The organism is Bacillus pseudomycoides DSM 12442, assembly GCF_000161455.1.
Classification (GTDB): Bacteria; Bacillota; Bacilli; order Bacillales; family Bacillaceae_G; genus Bacillus_A; species Bacillus_A pseudomycoides.
Genome location: NZ_CM000745.1, coordinates 578699 through 599911 on the forward strand (window position 1 = coordinate 578699; position 21213 = coordinate 599911).

Here is a 21213-nt window from a genome sequence, read left to right on the forward strand (position 1 = left end):
ACTAGACATAAATAAAAAATAGCTCTTAGCATATATCTGAATGCTAAGAGCTATTTTATTTCTTTACTTCAGCTTTTGTTCCCCACTGATTAAAGCTTTTCACTTTATCTTATAGAAGTTTTTAAGAAAAACCTCCGTTTAAGCTTGTTGTGATTTTGAAGATCCTGTGTTTAAAGTTAGAGCAAGGAATACAATCGCAAGTACACAAGATGTAAGTAATAGAATGAAACCGCCGTTCCATCCGAAAGCATCTACAATAAAGCCCATTGCAGCACTAGCAAATGCAGCACCGCCCAGGTAACCGAAGAAACCTGTTAAACCAGCAGCTGTTCCAGCAGCTTTCTTTGGTGCTAAGTCAAGGGCATGTAATCCAATGAGCATAACTGGTCCATAAATTAAGAAGCCAATTGCCACTAGTGCGATGCTATCGATGATTGGATGACCAGCCGGATTTAACCAATAAACAAGAACAGCAATGAATACACCAACCATGAATAAAATACCAGCAGGGGCACGGCGCCCTTTAAATAATTTATCGCTCATCCATCCGCAAAGGAGTGTGCCCGGAATACCAGCAAATTCGTATAATGCGTATGCTGTACGAGAACTATTATGAGTAAAGTTTTTTTCTTCTACTAAATAAGTAGGTGCCCAGTCTACAACACCGTAGCGTACGAAGTATACGAATACGTTAGCTATAGCGATGTACCATAAAAATTTGTTGTTTAGTACATAAGTAAATAAAATTTCCTTTACCGAAAGTTCGCGTTCACGATCTTTTACTCTTTCATCTGAAGGATATTCACCCGTATATTCTTCAATAGGTGGTAATCCACAAGATTGCGGTGTATCTCGCATTACAATTAATACATAGATCCCAACTAAAATTGCAAAAATACCTGGGAAGTAGAAAATGCTTTGCCAGCTACCAGCAAATAAGAATAGTCCTAATGTTACGAGCGGTCCCATAAGTCCGCCACCAACATTGTGGGCAACGTTCCAAATGGACATTTTTGTACCGCGTTCACTAATAGAGAACCAATGAACCATTGTGCGGCCACATGGAGGCCAGCCCATACCTTGTACCCAACCATTTAAAAATTGAAGAACAAACATAAGCAAAATACTTGTTGTAATAAAAGAGAATGAACCAAAGATAATATTAATGATACCGGATAAAAATAGTCCTGCCGCTAAGAAGTAGCGGGGGTTACAACGGTCGGAGACAATCCCCATAATAAATTTACTTAAGCCATATGCAATGGATACAGCAGAAAGGATAACTCCAAGTTCACCTTTGCTAAATCCTTGTTCAACAAGATAAGGCATAGCCAGTGAAAAGTTTTTGCGAACAAGGTAGTAGCCTGCATAGCCAATGAAAATGCCTAAAAATACTTGTAAGCGCAGTTTGCGGTATTCGCTATCAATGCGATCAGCAGGTAAGCGCTCTGTATGCGGCGCAGGTTTAAACAACTGAGTTAAAAACATAACCTAAAAATCCTCCTCTATTATTGAAAACGTTTTATGACATAGTCTTTATACTCTCATTCCCCAGGACTGTCAATATTAACTTGGTCAAAAATCATACAACTTTGCGACAAAAATGTAAACGTTTTTACAAAATGAAATTATTGACGAAATTAATTATAGGATTTAATATTTAAATACGTTAAATATTTTATTGTTTAAATGAGAGGTGGATAACATGCCAAATGATATGACTCATATTGATAGAATTCAGGCTTTAGCATTCTCTATAGGAAAGAAAATGCAAACGGAGTTACTAGAACAAATGCAAGCATCAGGACTTACACCACCGCAATTTTATATTTTAAAAATTTTAGACCATTACGGTGCATCAAGAGCAACGAAATTGGCGAAGAAAATGTATGTGAAACCAAGCGCAATTACAGTGATGATCGATCGGTTAATCGATCAAGAATTGGTACTGCGCTACCATGACAAAGAAGATCGCCGTGTTGTTGTAATTGAGCTGACGAAGAAGGGGAAAGATGTAGTAGAAGAGGCAATGACTGCTCGTAATGAGCATATTGCAAAATACTTCTCACATTTAGAATTACAAGAGAGAGAAGATTTACTACGCTTATTTGAAAAGTTAGAGGTAATTATTTGCGGGGAATCTGAGAAGAAAGAGACAAACTAAAAGGAATTGAGGAGATTACATGGAGCAACAAGAAAATCAGAATAGAAAGCTGTTGTTAATCGGTCTAGTTATTGCCATGTTATTTGCTGCATTAGATGGAACAATCGTTGGTACAGCAATGCCGCGAATTGTTGGCGATCTAGGCGGATTAAGTTTAATGACATGGTTAACAACGGCATATATGTTAACATCAACAACAGTTGTACCAATTGCAGGTAAGTTAGCGGATTTATTAGGACGTCGTAACGTGTATATTACAGGATTAATCATTTTTATGGTTGGCTCAGCACTTTGCGGTATGGCGAATGGTATGACTGAGTTAATTATTTTCCGTGGTATTCAAGGGCTTGGTGGCGGTATTATGATGCCAATGGCGATGATTATTATCGGGGATATGTTTACAGGGAAAGAACGTGCGAAATGGCAAGGAATCTTTGGAGCGTTATATGGTCTTGCTTCCGTAATTGGACCGCAAGTGGGCGGTTGGATTGTTGATGCTGTCAACTGGAGATGGGTATTCTATATCAACTTGCCAGTCGGTATTTTGGCGACAATCTTTATTGCAATGGGATTAAAAGGACATAAACAAACAGGTCCAATTAAAATTGATATCGCTGGTATTTTCACGATGATTCTTGGTGTTGTGACTTTATTACTTGCACTAACGTTTGGCGGGAAAGACTATGCTTGGGATTCTTGGCAAATCATTGGATTATTTGCACTTGCTATCATTGGTATAGTAAGCTTCATCATTGTTGAAACGAAGGCGGAAGAACCAATTTTACCAATGCATTTCTTTAAAAACCGTACATTTACACTATTAAATGCAATTGGTTTCTTTATGAGTATTGGAATGTTTGGTGCAATTATGTTCGTTCCATTCTTTATGCAAGGAATTGTTGGCGTAAGTGCGGCTGAATCTGGAACGATAATGACACCAATGATGATTACGATGATTGTGATGAGTATTATTGGTGGTCAGCTTGTATTAAAGGTAGGCGTAAAACCACAAATTATTACAGGTATGCTCATTATGGCTGGCGGTTTTTGGTTATTAACAACAATGGATATGCATACAACTAAACTTATTGCAACATCATATATGATGATTATCGGTTTAGGAATGGGTCTTGTAATGCCGACATTAACATTAGCATTACAAGAAAGTTTCCCGAAAAAGGATCTTGGAGTTGTAACATCTTCAAGTCAGTTCTTCCGTCAAATCGGTGGGACGTTCGGAATTACGATTTTAGGTTCTATTATGAATAATACGTCAGGTACAACATTGACAAATAAATTAGTTCCTGTACTAGATACATTCCCAGCAGAAGCGGGACAAATGGTAACGAAGTTTAAAGATATGATTCATACAGATCCACAAAGTTTATATTCTATGCTATTTAGCCCAGAAGCATTAAAACAAATGCCAGAAGCATTCTCAAATAGCATTGTACCAATTTTGAAAACATCTTTAGTGGATTCACTTCATAGTGTATTCCTAACAGGGTTAGTCTTTATCGTAGTTGGTGCCGTATTTACAATCTTCTTACAAAAAATTAAGCTTTCTAATCGTAAAAAAGGTGCAGAAGAACCTGCTACTGAAGTAGAAGAGAAAGATACAAACGTATCTTACTCATAATAAGAAAAAAGCATCGCCTTATGGTGGTGCTTTTTTAGTTATAAATGATTGACGTATTTTTGTAAATGAGTTATATTATTTTCTGTAAACGGTTACATGAAATGGAGAGGGAAGAGAATGAGTACGATTAAAGATGTTGCGAAATTAGCGGGAGTATCTGTTGCGACCGTTTCCAGGGTGTTAAATAAGAACGGATATGTTCACGAAGATACATTAAAAAAAGTGGAACGAGCAATTGAACTGTTGGATTATAAGCCTAGTACAGTAGCACGTTCTTTATATAATAAAAAATCTCGCTTAATTGGTTTGGTTGTTCCAAATATCGTGAATCCATTCTTTCCAGAAGTTGCACGTGCCGTAGAGGATGTAGCACATAAGCAAGGATACACAGTTGTACTTTGTAATTCTGATGAAAGTTTAGAGAAAGAGAAACAATATATTGATGTGCTCAGACAAAATAATGTTGATGGGTTTATTGTGGCAACAAACCCACAAAATAGTATGAATTACATGAACTTGTCTGTGCCAGTTGTGGCAATTGACCGCATGTTTAATGAGCGTATTCCGACGGTATATGCAGATAACTATGCGGGAAGTCAAGAAGCAACAAAGTTACTGTTAGAAAAAGGGTGTCAACATATTGCGCATATTCGTGGACCGCGCGATGTGAGTACAGCAAATGAGCGTTTTGAAGGTTTTGTAGATGTTATTACACAATATGGGCTTTCTTATATGATTGCAGAAAGTACGTTTGATCCGGCAGATAGCGAACGTGTGGCAATGGAATTGTTAGAAGAGTATTCGCATATCGATGGCATTGTAGCTGGAAATGATTTGATTGCCATTGGGGTAGTGAAAGCGGCATTACAAAAAGGAATTTCCATTCCAGATGATTTACAAATTATTGGATTTGATGGTATTTCTTTAACAGAAATGATGTATCCATCTCTTACAACAGTTGCACAACCTATTTATGAAATGGGACGAATTGCAACAGAATTATTGCTAGAGCAAATGGAAGGAAATCAATTAGAAACCGAACATTATCGTTTACCGATTGAAATTATAGAACGAAATACAACGAAGTAAGGAGATGAGATATATGCCAAACATTGCAGTAGTCGGCAGTATTTCAATGGATTTAGTCGCTGTTTCAAAAAAGCGACCAAAAGCAGGAGAAACAGTGATTGGAGAAGCGTTTCATACAGTGCCTGGAGGAAAAGGAGCAAACCAAGCTGTTGCCGCAGCTAGATTAGGTGCAAATGTGGCAATGGTAGGTGCTGTAGGAAATGATGATTATGGTAAGCTAGTTAGAAAAAATTTAGAGAATGAACGTATTTTTATCGACTATGTGGTACCGGTTACAGATGAAACGACAGGAATTGCGCATATTGTTTTGGCCGAGGAAGATAACAGTATTGTTGTTGTGCAAGGAGCAAACCGTCTCGTGAATCAGCAAATTGCCGATCGCGCAAAAGATCTTCTTGCAAAAGCTGATATGGTTGTCCTTCAGCTGGAAATTCCGCTAGAAACAGTGGAATACGTTCTTGATATTTGTGAAGAACACAAAATTCCGGTTATGTTAAATCCAGCTCCGGCACAAGTATTGCCAGTAGATATTTTAGAAAAGGCGACGTATATTACACCGAATGAGCATGAATGCCGCATTGTATTAGATGATTTTACGTCACCAATTGAAGAGTTACTTGCGAAATATCCAAATAAGTTACTGATGACAGAAGGTGGGAAAGGTGTTCGTTTCCATAATGGTACAGAGATTGTTCATGTACCAAGTATTGATGTTGAAGTAGTGGATACAACAGGAGCAGGTGATACTTTTAACGGTGCATTAGCGGTTGCACTTTCCGAAGGTGAGACATTACAAAAAGCAATCCGCTTTGCAAACATTGCCGGTGGTCTTTCTGTAACAAAGTTAGGGGCACAAGGTGGTATGCCAACAAGAGAAAAGGTAAGAGAAGTGCAGGTGATTGTTGGATGAAGAAGCATGGTGTATTAAATAGTGAAATTGCTGCGGTACTTGCTTCCCTTGGACATACGGATACAATTGTGATTGCTGATTGTGGTTTACCTATTCCAGATGGTGTAAAGCGAATTGATTTAGCGGTAGAACTTGGAAAACCATCGTTTCTAGAGGTGTTACAAGTCGTGATAGACGACATGGCAGTTGAAAAACTAACATTAGCAGAAGAGATTACGATCAATAATGCAGAAGTAAACAGAGAAGTTGAAGCACGTTTAAAAGAAGCTGCTTTTGAATACGTATCGCATGAGCAGTTTAAAGAACGTACAAAACAGGCAAAGGCAGTTATTCGTACGGGAGAAGCAACGCTATATGCGAATGTTATTTTACATGCCGGCGTGATTTTTTAATAAAGGGATGTGATGAGAATGCGTATTGAAATGAAAAATATTTCAAAAGCGTTCAATGGTAATCCTGTTTTAAAAAACGCACAGTTTAGTATTGAAACAGGAGAAGTCCATGCACTGATGGGGGAAAATGGAGCGGGAAAATCAACGCTCATGAAAATTTTAACAGGTGTATATACGAAAGATAGTGGTCAAGTCACGATTGATGGGCAAGAACGGACATTTAAAAACGCAAAAGAAGCTGAGGAATACGGAATTGCTTTTATTCATCAAGAGCTGAACATATTACCGAACTTAACAGTTGCTGAAAATATGTTTCTTGGGAAAGAGTTGATGTACGGCAAAACAGGCATTTTACGTACACGGCAAATGAATGGGTTAGCGCAGCAACAATTAGCAAGTCTTGGGCTTCACGTAAAAGGGGCTATGCTTGCTGGGGAATTATCAGTTGGACAGCAGCAAATTATTGAAATTGGTAAGGCCTTAATGACAAATGCGAGCGTTATTATTATGGACGAGCCGACAGCAGCCTTAACGGATCGCGAAATTGAAACACTCTTTACGGTTATTAATAAATTACGTAAAGAAGGCGTATCGTTCGTCTACATTTCACATCGCATGGAAGAAATCTTTTCTATTTGTGATGCTATTACGATTTTACGTGATGGGGAATATGTTGGAACGAGGTTAATTCTAGAAACATCATTTGATGAAGTAGTGAGTATGATGGTTGGTCGCAGCATCGGTGGGCGCTATCCGGAGCGCGATGCGAAGATCGGTGAAGTTATTTTTGAAATGCGTAACGCAACGAAAAAAGGGAAGTTTGAAAATATTTCGTTTCAAGTGAGAAAAGGTGAAATTCTCGGTGTCGCTGGATTAATGGGAGCTGGCCGCACTGATATTATGAAGGCGATATTTGGACATGAACCGTTAGATTCGGGCCAAATATTTATGAATGGGCAAGAAGTGAAAATTGATAGTCCAATTGATGCAATCCGGCAGCGAATTGCCTTTATTACAGAAGATCGAAAATCAGAAGGGCTTGTCTTAGATTTTTCTATTCGTGAAAATTTAGCATTGCCAAATCTAGAAAGTCTCTCAAAAGGTAGTGTGATGGATAAAGGAATAGAAGCACAGTTCACAGAGGATATGATGAAGCTTCTCAATGTAAAAGCGGCAAATGGTGAACAAGCCGTCAAATCACTTTCTGGTGGAAATCAACAAAAGATTGTTATTGCAAAATGGCTAGGAATCCATCCGCAGCTGTTAATTTTAGATGAACCAACACGGGGCGTTGATGTTGGAGCAAAAAAAGAAATTTACTCTATTATGAACAAGCTTACAAAGCAGGGGGATGCGGTTATTATGGTTTCATCCGAACTTCCAGAAGTTTTAGGAATGAGCGATCGTGTCCTTGTTATTCATGAAGGAAAAGTAGGCGGTATTTTAGAGAAAGATAAAGCAACACAAGAGTCCATTATGGCATTAGCTACAGGGGGAGAGTAAGTTATGGCTAAAAAGGGGAATATATTGCAGCAGCTAGGTTCTTTAATTGGATTGGCACTGATTATTGTAGTTATTACAGCATTAAATCCAGCATTTATTGAAATACCAAATTTATTTAATATTTTACGCCAAGTATCGATTAATGCACTCATTGCATTTGGAATGACCTTCGTTATTTTAACTGGGGGTATTGACTTATCGGTAGGTTCTATTTTAGCATTATCAAGTGCACTTGTTGCTGGAATGATGGCAAGTGGCATGGATCCGTTCCTTGCAATGGCAGTTGGATTATTGGCTGGGCTTGTAATGGGAATTGTAAACGGTATCATCATTGCGAAAGGAAAAGTGGCACCATTTATTGCGACATTAGCAACAATGACCATTTTCCGAGGGCTCACGCTTGTTTATATGGACGGACGTCCGATCACTGGCCTTGGTGATCACTTAATGTTTCAAATGTTTGGCCGTGGTTACTTCCTTGGTATTCCCGTACCAGCTGTAACGATGATGATTGCTTTTGCTGCATTGTACTTTATTTTAAAGAAGACAACGTTTGGTCGCCGTACTTTTGCAATTGGTGGAAATGAAGAAGCAGCGGCATTATCAGGTATTAATGTAACGCGAATAAAAGTAATGATTTATGGTCTTTCTGGAATTCTGGCAGCGCTTGCGGGTATCGTGTTAACATCACGCTTAGATTCTGCACAGCCAACTGCTGGTTCTTCTTACGAATTAGATGCAATTGCTGCAGTTGTATTAGGAGGAACAAGTCTTTCTGGTGGAAGAGGTTGGATTGTCGGCACGTTCATTGGTGTACTGATTATCGGTGTACTAAATAACGGTCTAAATTTATTAGGTGTATCTTCTTTCTTCCAACAAGTTGTAAAAGGGCTTGTGATCTTACTTGCTGTATTAATTGATCGTCGAAAAGAAGCATAATGGAGGGACAATTCATGAAAAAATGGTTACTTGTACTCGTTGCACTCATAATGGTAATCACTGCTGGTTGTTCAATGGAACCACCAGAATGGGCAAAGGATTCTAGTGATAAAGGTCGAAATAAAACTATTAAAGTTGGATTTTCTGTTTCAACTTTAAACAATCCATTTTTCGTTACGTTGAAAAAAGGGGCAGAAAAGAAGGCGAAAGATAGTGGCATTGAGTTAATTGCTGTTGATGCACAAAATGATGCAGCGAAGCAAACGAATGATGTTGAGGATTTAATTCAAAAAGGCGTTGATCTAGTTGTCATTAATCCAACAGATTCAGATGCAGTTGCTTCAGCAGTAAGTGCAGCGAATGCAGCAAACATCCCTGTTATTACAGTAGATCGTGTTGCAAACTCAGGAAAAGTTGTTTCACACATCGCATCAAATAATGTAGAAGGTGGAACCATGGCTGGTGACTACATTCGTGAGCTTGTTGGTGAAGGTGCAAATGTTGCTGAGTTAGAAGGGATTCCTGGATCATCCGCTGCTCGTGAGCGTGGGAAAGGATTCCATAAAGTTGCCGATAAGGGGCTAAAAGTTGTTGCAAAGCAAGCCGCAGACTTTGACCGTGCCAAAGGATTATCAGTTATGGAAAACATATTGCAGGCAAATAATGATATAAAAGCAGTGTTTGCTCATAATGATGAAATGGCATTAGGTGCGCTGGAAGCATTAAAATCTGCTGGAAAAACAGATGTGGTTGTTGTTGGATTTGATGCCACAGATGATGCTGTGAAAGCGGTTAATGACGGACGTATGACAGCAACTGTTGCGCAAAAACCAGAATTAATCGGAGAGAAAGCGATGGAAACAGCAAGACAAGTGAACCAAGGTAAAAAAGTGGAAAAATTCATTCCGATTGAATTAGAGCTTATTAAGAAAAAATAAAATATAAACTTACATTTAGGAAGGAAGAAAAACAAATGAAATTTTTTATTGATACAGCAAACATTGATGAAATTAAAGAGGCAAATGATTTAGGCGTATTAGCAGGTGTAACAACAAATCCATCACTTGTAGCAAAAGAAGGCGTAGATTTCCATGAACGTATTCGTGAAATTTGCAGCGTTGTAACAGGACCTGTAAGTGCAGAAGTTATTAGCCTAGAATCAGATAAAATGATTGAAGAAGGAAAAGAATTAGCAAAAATTGCTCCAAACGTTGTTGTAAAAGTACCAATGACAAAAGAAGGCTTAAAAGCAGTAAAAGCATTCTCTGATTTAGGAATTCGTACAAACGTTACGTTAGTATTCTCTGCAGTACAAGCATTGCTTGCAGCACGTGCAGGTGCAACGTACGTATCTCCATTCTTAGGTCGTTTAGATGATATCGGTCATAATGGTATGGACTTAATTCGCCAAATCGCTGATATCTTTGTAATTCATGACATTAAAACAGAAATTATCGCAGCATCTGTACGCCATAGCGTTCACGTAACAGACGCAGCATTAAACGGTGCACACATTGCAACAATTCCGGCAAACGTAATTGGCGCATTAGTGAAACATCCGTTAACAGATCAAGGAATTGAGAAATTCTTAGCTGATTGGGAGAAAACACAAGGGAAATAAAGTGAAACTTCCATCTGTGAAGGATTGCTCCCCGTTTATGAGGGGGAAACAAAAACTACCAAGGTTAGCATTACGTTAACCTTGGTAGTTTTTTTGTTTGTAAAATAATGAATAAAAGAATTTTCATGCAATTGTGCATATTGTCTTTTAAATTTTCTATCTAAGTTATTTAATATATAATAAATAACTCTTTTTTGTGAGTTTTTTTGATACGAGGTAAATAATCAGTACAGGGTCTGACCAGAGGACTGGAGGGCATGATTCTATAAGGGAATAATTACTATTCCATGATTATAGAACTATGTCTTTTTTATTGTATATAGAAGGGGGGATAGGTCTATATTATAGAACTTATATATATTGTGCATTCCATATTATCAATTATCTAAATTTTAAGTCTTGTTACAATTAATAAGGGAGGAAATAGTAATGAAAAGAAAAACACCGTTTAAAGTTTTTTCATCTTTGGCAATCACGACAATGCTTGGTTGCACATTTGCACTTGGTACATCAGTAGCTTATGCGGAAACAACATCTCAGTCAAAAGGAAGTATTTCAACAACTCCAATTGATAACAATTTAATTCAAGAAGAGCGCTTGGCTGAAGCTTTAAAAGAACGTGGAACGATTGATCGATCAGCATCAAAAGAAGAGACACAAAAGGCTGTAGAGCACTATATTGAAAAAAAGAAGGGTGATCAGCCAAATAAAGAAATTCTTCCGGGTGACCCTGCTAAAGAGGCATCTGATTTTGTGAAAAAAGTAAAAGAAAAAAAGATGGAAGAAAAAGAAAAAGTGAAGGAGTCTGTAGAAAATGCTAGCCCAGAGCAAACGCCTTCACAAAATAAAAAACAGTTAAATGGAAAAGTACCAACTTCTCCAGCAAAGCAGGCTCCATATAACGGAACTGTACGTACAGATAAAGTACTTGTACTACTTGTAGAGTTTAGTGATTATAAACATAATAATATTGAGCAAAGCCCTGGTTATATGTATGCGAACGACTTTAGTAGAGAGCATTATCAAAAAATGTTATTCGGTAATGAACCATTCACGTTATTCAATGGTTCAAAAGTAAAAACATTTAAACAATATTATGAAGAGCAATCTGGTGGTAGTTATACGACAGATGGTTATGTGACAGAATGGTTGACTGTTCCTGGGAAAGCAGCAGATTACGGAGCAGATGGTAAAACTGGTCATGATAATAAAGGGCCTAAAGGGGCACGTGACCTTGTGAAAGAAGCATTAAAAGCAGCAGCAGAGAAAGGATTAGATTTATCTCAATTTGACCAGTTTGATCGTTATGATACAAATGGTGATGGAAATCAAAATGAACCAGACGGTGTAATTGATCATTTAATGGTCATTCATGCTGGGGTTGGTCAAGAAGCTGGTGGAGGTAAATTAGGTGATGATGCGATTTGGTCACATCGTTCTAAATTAGCACAAGATCCAGTTGCAATTGAAGGAACAAAGTCAAAAGTTTCGTATTGGGATGGAAAAGTTGCTGCACATGATTACACAATTGAGCCTGAGGATGGTGCAGTTGGCGTATTCGCTCATGAATTTGGTCATGATCTTGGTTTACCAGATGAATATGATACGAATTATACTGGAACTGGATCACCTGTAGAATCATGGTCATTAATGAGTGGTGGTAGCTGGACAGGAAAAATCGCAGGAACAGAGCCAACAAGTTTTTCACCGCAAAATAAAGATTTCTTACAAAAAAATATGGGCGGAAACTGGGCGAAAATTGTAGAAGTAGATTACGATAAAATAAAACGTGGAGTAGGTTTCCCTACATATATTGATCAAAGTGTTACAAAATCCAATCGTCCAGGTCTTGTACGTGTAAATTTACCTGAGAAAAGTGTTGAAACAATTAAAACTGGATTTGGCAAGCATGCATACTACAGTACAAGAGGCGATGATATGCATACAACATTAGAAACACCTTTGTTTGATTTAACGAAAGCAGCTAACGCGAAATTTGATTATAAAGTAAACTATGAACTTGAAGCAGAATGTGATTTTATTGAAATACATGCGGTGACAGAAGATGGAACAAAAACATTAATCGATAAACTAGGCAATAAAGTAGTAAAAGGTGATAAAGATACGACAGAAGGAAAATGGATTGATAAATCATATGATTTAAGTCAATTTAAAGGGAAGAAAGTGAAATTGCAATTTGATTATATTACAGATCCTGCTGTAGCATATAAAGGATTTGCAATGGATAATGTGAACGTAACAGTCGATGGAAAAGTAGTATTTTCAGATGATGCAGAAGGACAAGCGAAAATGAAGTTAGATGGTTTTGTCGTTTCTGATGGAACAGAAAAGAAACCACATTATTATTATTTAGAGTGGAGAAACTATGCTGGATCAGATGAAGGGTTAAAAGTAGCGAGAGGTCCAGCATATAATACTGGTCTTGTTGTTTGGTATGCAGATGATAGTTTTAAAGATAACTGGACTGGTCAACATCCTGGTGAAGGCTTCCTTGGTGTTGTTGATTCTCACCCGGAGACATTTGTTGGAAATTTAAATGGAAAACCAGTATACGGTAATACAGGGTTGCAAATTGCAGATGCTGCATTTTCACTTGATCAAACACCGGCGTGGAATGTAAATTCATTTACACGTGGACAATTTAATTACCCAGGCTTACCAGGTGTTGCAACATTTGATGATTCTAAAGTATACAGTAACACTCAAATTCCTGATGCGGGACGAAAAGTGCCGCAATTAGGGCTGAAATTCCAAGTTGTTGGGCAAGCTGATGATAAGTCGGCAGGAGCTATTTGGATTCGTCGTTAATAGATTAGTAATAAAATAGAAAAGTACGTTCTTCTTAAAAAGAACGTACTTTTTTATTTTGTGTAATACACATTGTTTACCTATATACAGTCTATCAAATGGTGTAGGGAAAAGGAATATTTCCGAGGAAATTGTCGAGACATAGTTGGTATTTATACATTTTTTTGAAAAATGAGTGAAGAGTGTATCAAGCTGATTGGTATAGAAGAAAGACGAGTTTCAGCAATTTACAATGAGTAGTATTCGGATACGATTATTACTGAAAAGTAAAAAAGAACAAGCGGAATTTTTAAATATATGAAATGAAAATACATTTTTTTGATATAGAGATAAATAGAGTTTGCTCCTTTTTTTGTCGTTTATAAATACATATATTTCAAGTTTTTACTGATTTTGAATCTAAAAAATAATTATTTATAAAAAACAAAATTATATATTGATTTTGTTTTTTATTTTGAGTAAAATTCAAAGGAATTAATTAAGATAGTGATAGTTTAATAGTTTAATAGTTTAATTGAAATTCTTTTTTAGGAAGGAAATGTAGAGAATATTTGTAAAGTTATATATATAGGGAGAGTGAAGTAATTGACAGCATTGAAAAAATTATCAGCTTTTGTGAAAAGTAGTATTGTTTTATTATGTGTAGCATGTATGTATTTTGCTATACCAACTGCACATGCAAGTGCGGAGACAGTTAAGATTTATCTTGATCCAGGTCATGGGGGAACAGATACAGGAGCGGTTGGAAATGGTTTGCGAGAAAAGGATTTAACATTAGATATCGCATTACGTATTCGTAACATTTTAAATGCAGAGTATACAGGTCATAAAATTAAAATGAGTCGTACAAGTGATGTATATCCTACGCTAACACAGCGAACAACTGATGCAAATAATTGGGGAGCAAATTTCTTCTTATCTGTACATATTAACAGTGGTGGTGGCTCTGGTTATGAAGATTATAGTTATCCAAATGCAGGAGCACCAACTACGACTTACCAGAATATAATTCATCAGGAAATTATGAAAACAACGGACCTTGATGATAGAGGGATCAAAACAAATAATTTCCATGTGTTAAGAGAAACGAATATGCCAGCAGTATTAACTGAAAATGGGTTTATTGATCGAGCAGAAGATGCTCAAAAATTAGGTAATGCAACATTTAGAGAACAACTTGCAAGAGGGCATGTAAATGGTTTAGTAAAGGCATTTGGATTACAGAAGAAAACATTCTTAATTCGTGTGAAAACAGAAGAATTATATTATTATAATCAACCTGATTGGAATGCAAAGGCTGGTACTGTGAAAAAAGGTGATGTATTCACTGTTGTGGCAACGGTAACTGTAAATGGTTCAAAAATGTATAAGCTAAAATCAGGAAGCTATATAACTGCTAATCCTTCATATATTGAGGTTTTACAATAAAGATTTGATTGAAAAAAGACAATGATGAGCTAATTCATCATTGTCTCTTTTATTTTTCCTCTGAAATAAATCATTCCAGCAAATGTGAGTAAGAATGCTGTTCCAATTACAAAGCTTACGCTCGGTGATGCCCCGATTGCTCCAACTGTAAAGGATCCAGCGACAACACCTAATGAGAAGAATGCGTAAAATAATCCGAATGCCTTCCCGCGTTTATCTTCAGTTGTATTTTCAACGAGTAAAGCATTAATAGATGGGAAGAGGATGGCGAATCCAATTCCGTAAATCATCATAACAACAAAGAGCATACCTTTTGTTGTAAATATGCCAAGTAATGATAAGGCAAGTGCCATGACTGCAATACCAATTAGCATCATTTTTGAACGGTCAAAGCGATCATAAATACGATTTGTTGGCAGTAAGAAGAAGAGGATGGCAGTAATCCCAAATACACTTAGCATCATGCCTGTTGTAGATGCTTTGAGTGCTAGTGCTTCTACTTTTACCGGTAACATATATGTGACGATTCCTTGTGAAAACATTAATGTAAAAGCACCAATATATGCTTGTAATAATGGTTCGGATTTTAGTAATCCTATCATATCTTCTTTGTTCATCATTTGCGTCCGTGATGTGTCTTTTCTAGTCACATTGGTTGGTAATAAGAACAGGGATACGATTGTTCCGAATACCATTAAGATAGAAATCGTAACAAAGACCCACTCTACACCTGCGGTTGCTTTCATAATTCCACTGAAAGCAGGGCCAACGATAGCTGCTGTTCCGACAGCGGCACCAGATAGTGCCATTGCTTTTCCTTGTTTTGTAGATTTCGTTTGTTTAGATAGGAAAGTAAAGGCTGCAGGGATTAAGAAGCCATCACTAAATCCGTGTAAAAAGCGAACGATGAGTAATTGCTCGCCGCTTTGAACAACAGTATACAATAACACTATGAGACTCGTAATTCCCATACTCATATAGAGTACTTTCTTTGCGCCAAATTTATCAACAGATGCACCTGCGATAATATTGCCAATCATATTGGCAAACGAGTACATACCTACAACGAGACCGATAATAAGAGGAGTTCCCCCGAGGCTTTGCGCGTAAGTACTCATAATTGGTAATTGTGAAAATGTATCTAAAAACGCTACGATAACAATAAAATAAATGAAATATTTCAAGCGATGTTCACCTCTCCTCTGCTATTATGGCATAATGCGAATTTCGCCTGCAATGAAATTGAATTAACAGATGTGGAAAAAAGTACAAAGTGACAAAAAAGTGAACTTTTTTTGTTAAAATTTAGTGAAATCCAGATTGGTTTTTTGAAATATATGGATAAGAGTACTATAATAGATTGATAAACTTCACCAGGTTAAGTATATATACATAGAGAGGGATGCATAAAATGAAAGCATTACTTTGGCATAATCAACGTGATGTAAGAGTAGAAGAAGTTCCAGAACCAACTGTACGATCAGGAGCAGTGAAGATCAAAGTTAAATGGTGTGGTATTTGTGGAACAGATTTACATGAATATTTAGCAGGACCTATTTTTATTCCAACAGAAGAACATCCACTAACACACGTGAAAGCACCTGTTATTTTAGGTCACGAGTTTAGTGGTGAAGTTGTTGAAATCGGTGAAGGTGTTACGAATCATAAAGTAGGGGACCGCGTTGTTGTAGAACCTATTTATTCTTGTGGTAAATGTGAAGCTTGTAAACATGGTCATTATAACGTTTGTGAACAACTTGTTTTCCACGGTCTTGGTGGAGATGGCGGTGGCTTCTCTGAATATACTGTAGTACCAGCAGATATGGTTCACCATATCCCAGATGAAATGACTTATGAACAAGGTGCACTTGTAGAACCAGCAGCGGTTGCAGTTCATGCAGTGCGGCAAAGTAAGTTAAAAGAAGGCGAAGCTGTAGCTGTATTTGGCTGTGGACCAATCGGACTTCTTGTTATCCAAGCTGCTAAAGCTGCAGGTGCAACACCTGTTATCGCAGTTGAACTTTCTAAAGAACGTCAAGAGTTAGCAAAATTAGCAGGTGCTGATTACGTATTAAATCCAGCAGAGCAAGATGTGGTAGCAGAAATCCGTAACTTAACAAACGGTTTAGGCGTAAATGTTAGCTTCGAAGTAACAGGAGTTGAAGTTGTACTTCGTCAAGCAATTGAAAGCACAAGCTTTGAAGGACAAACTGTAATCGTCAGTGTCTGGGAAAAAGATGCGACAATTACTCCAAACAACTTAGTATTAAAAGAAAAAGAAGTTGTAGGTATTCTTGGATACCGTCACATCTTCCCATCTGTTATTAAATTAATTAGCTCTGGTCAAATTCAAGCAGAGAAATTAATTACGAAAAAAATTACAGTGGATCAAGTTGTAGAAGAAGGATTTGAAGCGCTTGTAAAAGATAAAAAACAAGTGAAAATTCTTGTTTCACCTAAATAATATATAATATAGAAGAAAGTAGTCTTTTTCTAGAAATAGAAGAAGGCTACTTTTTTTGTGGATAGAAAGGTGATAGACTTTCCTTTGACTAAATTGTTTAAGTAGGAAGGGAGAGTTACATGGTTTCATTTTTACTAACTTTGAAACGAATGCTAAAAGCTTGTTCAAGAGCGTGGAAAGATAAAGAATTTCAAGTGTTATTTGTATTAACGATTATAACGTTACTATCAGGGACTATTTTTTACAGTACGGTAGAAGGATTACGCACGATTGATGCATTATATTTTAGCGTTGTTACATTAACGACAGTTGGCTATGGAGATTTTAGCCCGCAAACAGACTTTGGAAAAATCTTTACGATTTTCTATATTTTCATTGGAATTGGTTTAGTGTTTGGATTTATTCATAAGCTAGCAGTAAATGTTCAATTATCAAGTATATTATCAGGGCGAAAGAAAAAATAGAAGCAATCAGGATATGCACCTGATTGCTTCTATTTTTTACAATATTTTAGCTGTTTCTTTGCAGGAATTTAATATTCGTTTACTATAATGCAAATGAAACATATTATCCATAGAATTATAATAATGTGAATATTCACATTATTTATTTTCTCAATAGAAATGAGTAGAAAGGTGGGATATTCTAATCGTAGGTTAACCATATGATTTGAATTACATATTCCAAGTAAATTAAATATAAACGGAGGTTTTCATATGAAAAAGAAAGTATTAGCCTTAGCAGCAGCTATTACATTAGTAGCACCATTGCAAAGTGTAGCGTTTGCCCATGAAAATGAGGGCGGAAATAAGGTAAGAGTAATTCAATATTGGTCTGCTGAAGATAAACATGCAGAAGGTGTAAACTCCCATTTATGGATTGTCAATCGTGCAATTGATATTATGTCTCGTAATACAACGGTTGTAAAACAAGATCAAGTTGCAGTATTAAATGAATGGCGTACAGAGTTAGAGAATGGTATATATGCTGCTGATTATGAAAACCCTTACTATGATAACAGTACATTTGCTTCTCATTTCTACGAGCCTGATACAGGGAAGACATATATACCTTTTGCTAAGCAGGCAAAAGAAACTGGGGCTAAATATTTTAAACTTGCTGGTGAAGCTTATCAAAAGCAAGATATGAAACAAGCATTCTTCTATTTGGGTTTATCCCTTCATTACTTAGGCGATGTCAATCAACCGATGCATGCAGCAAACTTTACAAATCTTTCTTATCCACAAGGTTTCCACTCCAAATATGAAAATTTTGTAGATACAATAAAAAATAATTATAAAGTGGCTGATGGAAATGGATATTGGAATTGGAAAGGAGTAAATCCTGAAGACTGGATTCATGGAGCGGCTGTAGCTGCTAAGCAAGATTATGCTGGTATTGTAAATGGCACTACAAAAGATTGGTTCGTAAGAGCGGCAGTTTCACAAGAATATGCAGATAAATGGCGTGCAGAAGTTACACTAACAACAGGAAAACGTTTAGTAGAAGCACAGCGTGTCACAGCGGGATATATTCAGCTTTGGTTTGATACGTATGTAAATCGCTAGAACGCTTGGTTACTTCTTAGTTAAAAAACATATACGTATAATGATTCATGATCCAGTACAGGCAATCACTTCTATTGAAATAGTTAAAAAGTTTCTTCGTAAAGAAGAAACTTTTTTTGTTTAGACACAGGAAAATGATAGTTTCTTTCCAATATGTATAAGACATATATATAGAAGGGGAGAGAAAAATGTGGAGCGTAACATATTTCAAAAGGTTCCCTTACCATGCGCATTTCTTGATGAAGAAGCGTTAGAAAGAAATATTGAGTCAATTGTTCAATTGTGCGGAGGAAAGAAAGTTCGTATTGCTAGTAAATCGTTACGATCTGTTCCAGTGATGAAGAAAATTTTAGCCTCTAATAGTTGTTTTCAAGGCATTATGTGTTTTTCACCACGAGAAGTAATATTCTTAATAAAACAAGGATTTAATGATTTGTTGCTTGGATATCCTGTACATGATGAACAAGCACTTCAAGAAATTAGTTTGCTTACAAAACAAGGATTTATAATCACTTGTATGGTAGATTGCATAGAACATATTGCTTATTTAGAGAAAATTGCAATAGAAACGGGTGGACGCTTTCGAATTTGTATTGATATCGATATGAGTAGTCATTTTTTTCAGTTTCATTTTGGTGTTAGACGTTCTCCTATACGTACTACCTCTGAGGCTTTAAACGTTATTGAAAAAGCAATTCAATCTTCCGTTTTACAAATAGACGGTGTAATGGGCTATGAGGCACAGATTGCAGGAGTTGGGGACGATGTACCAAAGCAAGGTTTTAAAAATAAAATAGTTTCTTATTTAAAGAGAAAATCTGTATTTGAAGTGATGGAACGTAGACAGAGCGTTGTACGAGCATTGCAAGAACAAGGAATTACACTTCGTTTTGTAAATGGAGGAGGCACAGGAAGTATAAAAACGACAATGCAAGATGAATCCGTTACAGAGATTACAATAGGTTCTGCTTTTTACTCTCCCAAGCTCTTTGATTACTATAAAGATATTAGATTTGAACCAGCTGTTGGCTTTGCGTTGCCGATTGTTAGACAACCAAGCCAACATATATATACTTGCCTCGGTGGCGGATATATGGCTTCAGGAGCAGTTGGGAAAGACAAACAGCCTGAGATTTGGGAGCCAAGTGGGGCAAAGTTGTTAGCTTTAGAGGGAGCTGGAGAAGTACAAACGCCCGTTTATTATGATGGTTCAGAACATCTAACGGTTGGGGATGGTATGTTATTTCGGCATAGTAAAGCCGGAGAACTATGTGAGCGTTTCTCATCGTTACATCGTATTGTAGGTAACAAAGTGATAGGGGAGTATTCAACATACCGGGGGGATGGCCAATGCTTTCTGTAAAAGGGCAGAAATGGAGAAATTGGGCAGGGAATGTAGAAGGGAATCCACAATATACGATGTATCCAAAAAATATACAAGATGTGATAGAAGTAGTAAAGTTTGCAAAGGAACAGGGAAAGAGAATTCGTGTTGTTGGATCAGGACACTCCTTTACACCTCTTGTTCAAACAGAGGAAATTCTAATTTCTTTAGATGAGCTACAAGGGATAGTAGACGTGGATTCACAATCATTCATAGTAGAAGTATGGGGCGGAACAAAGTTATATAACTTAGGAAAACTGCTGGAAGACAAAGGATACGCGCAGGAAAATTTAGGAGATATTGATTCGCAATCTATTGCAGGAGCAATTAGTACAGGAACGCATGGAACAGGTATTCAATTTGGTAGTTTGGCAACACAAGTAGTAGAAGTTACAGCTGTGCTGGCATCTGGAGAAATTATTGTTTGTTCTGAGAAAGAGAACCCTGAATTTTGGAAGGCATTTCAGTTATCTCTGGGTATGCTGGGAATCATTGTAAAAGTTAAATTAAAAGTCATTCCAGCTTATTCACTTATCTATGAAAGCAGAAAGGAATCGTTTTCTACTGTAATAAACAAACTAGAGAAATATAAGCAACATCGTCATTTTGAATTTTTTGTGTTTCCGTATTCAGATGATGTCCAAGTGAAAATTACAAATGAAACAGCAGAGAAAGGGATAGATTTAAAGTGGCATAAGATCAAGACAGAACTACTTGAAAATATAGCTTTTTCATTATTGTCTAAAGGATGCAAGTGGATTCCTTCTATAAGTAAAGGAGTTAGTAGACTGTCAGCAAAGGCAGTGCCGAGTACGAAAACAATTGGTCCAAGTTATCAAATATTTGCTACATCTCGTAATGTTCGTTTTTATGAAATGGAGTATAGTGTCCCAGCGCAGTATATGAAAGATGTAGTAGGGGAAATTTACAACCTCATTGAAAAGAAGAAATTCCAAGTTCATTTTCCAATTGAATGTCGTTATGTAAAGGGAGATGATATATGGATAAGTCCTGCTTATAGAAGAGATTCAGCGTATATCGCTGTGCATATGTATAAAGGAATGAAATATGCTGCGTACTTTACAGCAATAGAACATATTTTTCAAAAGTACGAAGGGCGTCCACATTGGGGGAAAATGCATACAATGCGATATGAACCATTACAATGTGTTTATCCAAAGTTAAACTCTTTCTTGGAAGTTAGAGGAAAGCTAGATCCAATGGGGATGTTTTTAAATCCATATGTAGCAAAAATGTTTTCTATTTATGAAAAAAGCTGACAA

At 36.8% G+C, this 21213-nt stretch carries 18 protein-coding genes; 16 read left to right on the forward strand and 2 right to left on the reverse strand.

From position 1 onward, the window contains the following. Positions 1 to 138 precede the first annotated feature (138 nt). Positions 139 to 1488: a glycerol-3-phosphate transporter gene (gene glpT, locus BPMYX0001_RS02940; RefSeq protein WP_006093537.1), complete on the reverse strand. Its 1350-nt coding sequence runs from the start codon at positions 1486 to 1488 to the stop codon at positions 139 to 141. A gap of 217 nt (positions 1489 to 1705) precedes the next feature. On the opposite strand from glpT, the gene BPMYX0001_RS02945 reads away from it, so the two are divergent. From BPMYX0001_RS02945 to BPMYX0001_RS02995, 11 genes are all read left to right on the forward strand, one after another. Then, positions 1706 to 2164, forward strand: a complete 459-nt coding sequence (locus tag BPMYX0001_RS02945) for a MarR family winged helix-turn-helix transcriptional regulator (protein ID WP_006093538.1) — start codon at positions 1706 to 1708, stop codon at positions 2162 to 2164. 19 nt (positions 2165 to 2183) lie between these two features. Continuing rightward, positions 2184 to 3803: an MDR family MFS transporter gene (locus tag BPMYX0001_RS02950; RefSeq protein WP_006093539.1), complete on the forward strand. Its 1620-nt coding sequence runs from the start codon at positions 2184 to 2186 to the stop codon at positions 3801 to 3803. A gap of 117 nt (positions 3804 to 3920) precedes the next feature. After that, positions 3921 to 4892 (forward strand): LacI family DNA-binding transcriptional regulator, encoded by a 972-nt coding sequence (locus tag BPMYX0001_RS02955; RefSeq protein WP_033798619.1) that lies wholly within the window; start codon positions 3921 to 3923, stop codon positions 4890 to 4892. Positions 4893 to 4905: 13 nt separating this feature from the next. Next, entirely contained in the window at positions 4906 to 5802 is an 897-nt protein-coding gene (gene rbsK, locus BPMYX0001_RS02960; protein ID WP_006093541.1) for a ribokinase, read from the forward strand. Beyond that, entirely contained in the window at positions 5799 to 6194 is a 396-nt protein-coding gene (rbsD, locus tag BPMYX0001_RS02965; protein WP_033798620.1) for a D-ribose pyranase, read from the forward strand. The genes rbsK and rbsD overlap by 4 nt, the downstream gene beginning before the upstream one ends. Positions 6195 to 6212: 18 nt before the next feature. Continuing rightward, positions 6213 to 7697 carry a sugar ABC transporter ATP-binding protein gene (locus tag BPMYX0001_RS02970; protein ID WP_006093543.1) on the forward strand — a complete coding sequence of 495 codons (1485 nt, stop codon included), beginning with the start codon at positions 6213 to 6215 and terminating at the stop codon, positions 7695 to 7697. A 3-nt stretch (positions 7698 to 7700) separates the two neighbouring features. Continuing rightward, complete coding sequence (locus BPMYX0001_RS02975) at positions 7701 to 8636, forward strand: ABC transporter permease subunit (protein WP_003195190.1); 936 nt, start codon at positions 7701 to 7703, stop codon at positions 8634 to 8636. 14 nt (positions 8637 to 8650) lie between these two features. Continuing rightward, positions 8651 to 9574 (forward strand): ribose ABC transporter substrate-binding protein RbsB, encoded by a 924-nt coding sequence (rbsB, locus tag BPMYX0001_RS02980; RefSeq protein ID WP_033798621.1) that lies wholly within the window; start codon positions 8651 to 8653, stop codon positions 9572 to 9574. Between the two features lie 35 nt (positions 9575 to 9609). Continuing rightward, on the forward strand, positions 9610 to 10257 hold the full coding sequence (gene fsa, locus BPMYX0001_RS02985) for a fructose-6-phosphate aldolase (protein WP_003195186.1): 648 nt from the start codon (positions 9610 to 9612) through the stop codon (positions 10255 to 10257). 429 nt (positions 10258 to 10686) lie between these two features. Continuing rightward, positions 10687 to 13086: an immune inhibitor A gene (locus BPMYX0001_RS02990; protein WP_006093545.1), complete on the forward strand. Its 2400-nt coding sequence runs from the start codon at positions 10687 to 10689 to the stop codon at positions 13084 to 13086. A 585-nt stretch (positions 13087 to 13671) separates the two neighbouring features. Beyond that, positions 13672 to 14514: an N-acetylmuramoyl-L-alanine amidase family protein gene (locus BPMYX0001_RS02995; protein WP_006093546.1), complete on the forward strand. Its 843-nt coding sequence runs from the start codon at positions 13672 to 13674 to the stop codon at positions 14512 to 14514. Between the two features lie 29 nt (positions 14515 to 14543). Here BPMYX0001_RS02995 and BPMYX0001_RS03000 read toward each other — a convergent pair whose 3' ends face one another. Beyond that, positions 14544 to 15698 carry an MFS transporter gene (locus BPMYX0001_RS03000; protein ID WP_006093547.1) on the reverse strand — a complete coding sequence of 385 codons (1155 nt, stop codon included), beginning with the start codon at positions 15696 to 15698 and terminating at the stop codon, positions 14544 to 14546. Between the two features lie 227 nt (positions 15699 to 15925). On the opposite strand from BPMYX0001_RS03000, the gene bdhA reads away from it, so the two are divergent. The 5 genes from bdhA (at position 15926) to BPMYX0001_RS03025 (ending at position 21210) form a co-directional block, all read left to right on the forward strand. After that, positions 15926 to 16978, forward strand: a complete 1053-nt coding sequence (gene bdhA, locus BPMYX0001_RS03005) for a (R,R)-butanediol dehydrogenase (protein WP_033798622.1) — start codon at positions 15926 to 15928, stop codon at positions 16976 to 16978. Between the two features lie 119 nt (positions 16979 to 17097). Then, the gene (locus BPMYX0001_RS03010; RefSeq protein WP_003195171.1) at positions 17098 to 17442 is read left to right on the forward strand and encodes a potassium channel family protein; all 345 of its coding nucleotides are present in this window, start codon (positions 17098 to 17100) and stop codon (positions 17440 to 17442) included. A gap of 252 nt (positions 17443 to 17694) precedes the next feature. Further along, positions 17695 to 18546, forward strand: coding sequence for a phospholipase CerA (cerA, locus tag BPMYX0001_RS03015; RefSeq protein WP_006093549.1), 852 nt, complete (start codon positions 17695 to 17697; stop codon positions 18544 to 18546). 190 nt (positions 18547 to 18736) lie between these two features. Then, on the forward strand, positions 18737 to 19909 hold the full coding sequence (locus BPMYX0001_RS03020; RefSeq protein WP_003195167.1) for an amino acid deaminase/aldolase: 1173 nt from the start codon (positions 18737 to 18739) through the stop codon (positions 19907 to 19909). Next, positions 19897 to 21210, forward strand: a complete 1314-nt coding sequence (locus tag BPMYX0001_RS03025) for a D-arabinono-1,4-lactone oxidase (protein ID WP_033798623.1) — start codon at positions 19897 to 19899, stop codon at positions 21208 to 21210. The genes BPMYX0001_RS03020 and BPMYX0001_RS03025 overlap by 13 nt, the downstream gene beginning before the upstream one ends. Positions 21211 to 21213: the final 3 nt, after the last annotated feature.